Origin of the sequence: Sphingopyxis sp., from assembly GCF_036402335.1 — a bacterium.
GTDB lineage: Bacteria > Pseudomonadota > Alphaproteobacteria > Sphingomonadales > Sphingomonadaceae > Sphingopyxis.
The window spans coordinates 1-4,039 of sequence record NZ_DASWTD010000563.1 but is presented as its reverse complement, the minus strand read 5'-3'; the positions used below and the strand labels follow the sequence as shown (position 1 = coordinate 4,039).

Here is a 4,039-nt window from a genome sequence, read left to right as displayed (position 1 = left end):
AAACCCGCATCACCCCCGGCTCCTTCGCCTTCTGCAACCCCTCCAGCAAAGCCGCGAGCGCCCAGACACAGGCATCCGCCCGATCGGGCGAGCGCCCCGGCCCCGCATAACCACCGCCGATCTGCAGCCCGCAAAGCTGGTCTTCCAGCTCCGCGAACGCCCCCGCATGCACCACGCGCCCGCGCTCATAGGCCAGCGCCACCGGCTCGGCACGTCGCGCCTTGCCGACGCTCGCGTGCACCGGCACCACCGGCAGCGTCAGCGCGGCCTGGCGCAGCGTCCCCTCGACCATCTCGCCGCCCATATTGCTCTCGGCGACGACCCGGTCGGCGCCCCAGCGCGCCGCCGCGCTTGCCACCGCCTGCGCCCACACGCCCGGCGGCGCCCGCTCGACGCTTGCATCCTCGACCACCGCCAGCCGTCCGTCGCGCAGCAGCGCCGCGACGACGATCCCGCAGGCATCGCCATGCGCCGTCGCCGGCGGATCGACCCCGATCACGACGCGCACGACCTTGCCGATTTCGCCCGCCGCAACGCGGCACCGCTCGACCAGTCGGCGCGTCCACAGCGCGCCCTCGACATCCTCGAGCAACTCGCCATCGAGTTCCTGCCGCCCCAGCCGCGTCCCGCCATAGCTCGCCACCATCGCCTCGACGAAGGTCGACGGCAGATAGGGATTGTCGTTCGTCCCGCCGCGCGTTTCCTCATACCCCGGCAACGCCATGATCCGCCGCATCAGCGCGGTCGGGCGCGGCGTCGTCGTCACCAGCACGCGGGGTGCCTCGCCCAGCCGCAAACCCATCATCAGATTGTCCCACGCCGCATCGCCCTGCGGCCATTTCGCCAGTTCGTCGCACCAGGCGACATGATGCTCGGGCCCGCGCAAATTCTCGGCCGCCGCCGCCGAATAGAGCGTCGCCACCGCCCCGCTGCTGAAATGCAGTTCGCGCAGCCCTTCGCGCCAGCGCGGCTCTTCGTCCGATCGCGCCACAGCCAGCAGCCCGCTCGGCCCCTCGATCATCACGCGCCGCCCGTCGGCATCGTTCGCCGCAACCAGTGCGATCCGGGCGTCGGGCAGCATTCGCGCCCATTCGCTGATCCATTCCGCCCCCGCCCGCGTCTTGCCGAACCCACGCCCGGCCCGGATCATCCAGATGCGCCAGTCGCCCGGCGGTTCGCATTGCCCCTCCTGTGCCCAGCCCTGCCACCGTTCGACCAGCTGGCGCCGATATTTCAACGGAAGGTCGCGCATCAATCGCCGCAATTGGCCAGACCTCAGGGTCCCCAACAGCTCGAGAATGTCGCCGACGACGTCGCGGGTCGCCTGTACCATCGCTACAGCTGGTCCCAGCCGCGCTGGCGGCGCAGGATCGCAAGCCGCTTCAAAACCTCCTCATCGGTTTCTTCCGACGTCGGCATCCTGCCTTTGCCGAGGCGAAGGCTGCGGAGCTTCCCGCCGCGAACGCTCCCCTCATGCCGCCCGAGGACCCGCATCGCCTGCTCCATCGTCATCGGTGCGATAACCGCGCCATCCCCCGTTTCGCTTCCATCCGGGCGCCGGCCTTCCACGACCGCGAGCGCGGCATGGAGCAACCCCATTTCCAGCCGCTGATATCCGTCATCGAGCGCGCTCTGCCATGCCGCGGCAAAGGCCGCATCGCGCTGGCGAATCCTGTAAAAGGTCGAAAAGGCCACGCCGGTGCGCTCGGCCGACAGCGACACATTGCAGGTCTCGCCCAGATGCCGGATGAACTCGTCGCGCTTGCGCTGCGAAATCTCGCGCCGCGACGGTTTCGCCTCGACCAGCAATCGTCCTTTTCCGCTTCTCACGACCAGATCCATCGCCCACGCCTCCAAAGCAGACGGGCCGGAACACCCTCCCGTCAAAGGAAGGGCGCCGGCCCGACTCGCAATTCTTCATGATGTGACACTTGTGCCATATCAGCGTTACGATGTCAAGAGAAATAACCTATTTGGTTTATAGCGTCTCGAACTTCGTCAGGAGCCAGGACCAGACATATTGCGCATAGGATGCCCCGACGATGAGGCGCAGGCCATCGTCGCGACGATCGACGACGATGCGAAGGTCGGCGAGCCGCATCGCGCCGGCCGTTCCCGGGTCGACGTGCGCAAGGCCGAGCTTCGCCGTAACGCCGGGGCCGATCAGGTCGATAAAGACGAACGCCGCGGTCATGTCGTGAAGCAGCGCGGCGGCGCCTCCGGAAACGGCGGCCAGCCGCGCCAACCCTTCGCCACCCTCGTTTCCGACGAATAGATGCTCGCACGGCGCCGTCCGGATCGCGCCGTCGATCTCGACGGCATCGCGCGTGGTCAGCATATGCGCGGTCAGGTCGCTCCGCACGACCATCCGCACATCGCCGGCGACGACGTCGCGCCCCGCGAGCGGGCGGTGGCGGACGAGTTCAGTCACGCAGCCGCGCCCCTTCGGGATCGTAACCGCCCGGCGCCGCGACCACCGCGGGCCAGCTTTTGCCCTCGGACCAGATTTCTACCCGCTCGCCATGCCGCGACCGGCCGCCGTCGAGCAGGCCGAGCGACAGGCCGCGGCCGAGCGCGGGGCTGAACGCGCTGCTCGTGACGATACCCTGGCTCGGATGCGGATCGCCGCCGATGACATGCGCGCCGACGGGCAGCACGACCGCGGGGTCGACCGGCCGCAGCCCGATCAGCTCGGCGCGCGCCGGCCGCCGCGCCGCCGGATGGAGCAGCGAGCGTTTGCCGACGAAATCCGACGCCTTGCGCGCGACGCCCTTGCCCCACCCGATGTCGGCGGGCTGGGTGCGGCTGTCGGTGTCGGTGCCGACATGGAGATAGCCCTTTTCGAGCCGGAGGATGTCGAGCGCCTCGAGCCCGAAGGCGATCAGCCCCTCGGCCGCGCCGCACGCCATCAGGTGGCGCGCGAGGCTCGCGCCATAATCCGCCGCGATCCCGATCTCGAAGCACAGCTCGCCGGTGAAGCTGACGCGCTGGATACGCACCGGCACCCCGCCGAGGTGCCCGGTCCGAATCCGGTTGTGCGGAAAGGCTTCCGCCGACAGGTCGATGTCGCAGCCCGTACGTTCGAGCACCGCGCGCGCGCGCGGCCCGGCGAGCGCGAGCACCGCCCACGCTTCGGTGACGTCCTGGATGACGAGGTCGAGCGGCCATTCGCACTGGTGCCATTGCTCCAGCCAGCGCGCGATCCGCTCGGCGTGGCCGCTGCTGGCGTTGAGCAGGAAATGATCGTCGCCGAGCCGGCTGACGACGCCATCGTCGATGAGCGTGCCGAACTCGTCGGTCAGCAGGTTGTAGCGGATCGACCCGACCGCGATCGTCGACGGGCTTCCGACCGATAGCAGGTCGAGGAAGCGCCCCGCCTCGGGCCCTTTCAGCTCGATCTTGCCGAACGACGAACTGTCGATCAGCCCGGCGCGCTTCCGGACCGCGATCGCCTCGCGCTGCGCCGCCGCGGCCATCGTTTCGGCGCCGCGCGGATAATGCGTCGGACGCAGCCAGTCATAATCCTCGAATTCGGCGCCCTGCTCCTGGTGCCAGTCGTGCGCGGGCAGGCGGCGCCAGCCCTTCAGCAACCTGCCGTTCGCCTGCTCGGCGGCGAGCGCGCCGAAGGCGACAGGGGCGAAGGGCGGCCGGAATTTGGTCGTGCCGAGCGCCCCGGGCGCGATCCCCTGCAACGCCGCGAGCGCGGTAATCCCGTTGACCCCGCTCAGCTTGCCCTGGTCGGTGCCCATGCCCCAGACGGTGTAGCGTTTGACATGCTCGACCGACCGGTAGTTTTCGCGGGTCGCGAGGCGCAGGTCGTCGACGGTGACGTCGGTCTGGAAATCGACGAACGCCTTCGCGCCGGGCGCCGGCAGCGAAAGCGCGCCGCCCACCGCGCGCGCGAGGACCGGGCCATAGAGCCCCCGCCCCGCCGCCTCGCCATCGGCGATGCAGTCGGCGCGCGCGAAGATGCCGCGCGCGGCGCCGCAGCTCCGCTCGCTCTGCGCCGATCGATCGGGAATAAAGGCGCCGATGCCCG

4 protein-coding genes are annotated in these 4,039 nt (G+C 69.7%); all 4 read right to left on the bottom strand.

Going from position 1 to position 4,039, the window contains the following annotated elements; translation table 11 throughout:
- The coding region (locus VGD20_RS18330) for a DNA-packaging protein (protein WP_331135814.1) at positions 1 to 1,252 on the bottom strand (1,252 nt) is incomplete at its 3' end.
- Positions 1,253 to 1,335: 83 nt separating this feature from the next.
- Positions 1,336 to 1,830: a hypothetical protein gene (locus VGD20_RS18325; RefSeq protein ID WP_331135813.1), complete on the bottom strand. Its 495-nt coding sequence runs from the start codon at positions 1,828 to 1,830 to the stop codon at positions 1,336 to 1,338.
- 148 nt (positions 1,831 to 1,978) lie between these two features.
- On the bottom strand, positions 1,979 to 2,431 hold the full coding sequence (locus tag VGD20_RS18320) for a hypothetical protein (RefSeq protein ID WP_331135812.1): 453 nt from the start codon (positions 2,429 to 2,431) through the stop codon (positions 1,979 to 1,981).
- Positions 2,424 to 4,039 (bottom strand): glycine cleavage T C-terminal barrel domain-containing protein (locus VGD20_RS18315; RefSeq protein WP_331135811.1); only part of this gene is annotated, 1,616 nt, incomplete at its 5' end. The genes VGD20_RS18315 and VGD20_RS18320, both read right to left, overlap by 8 nt.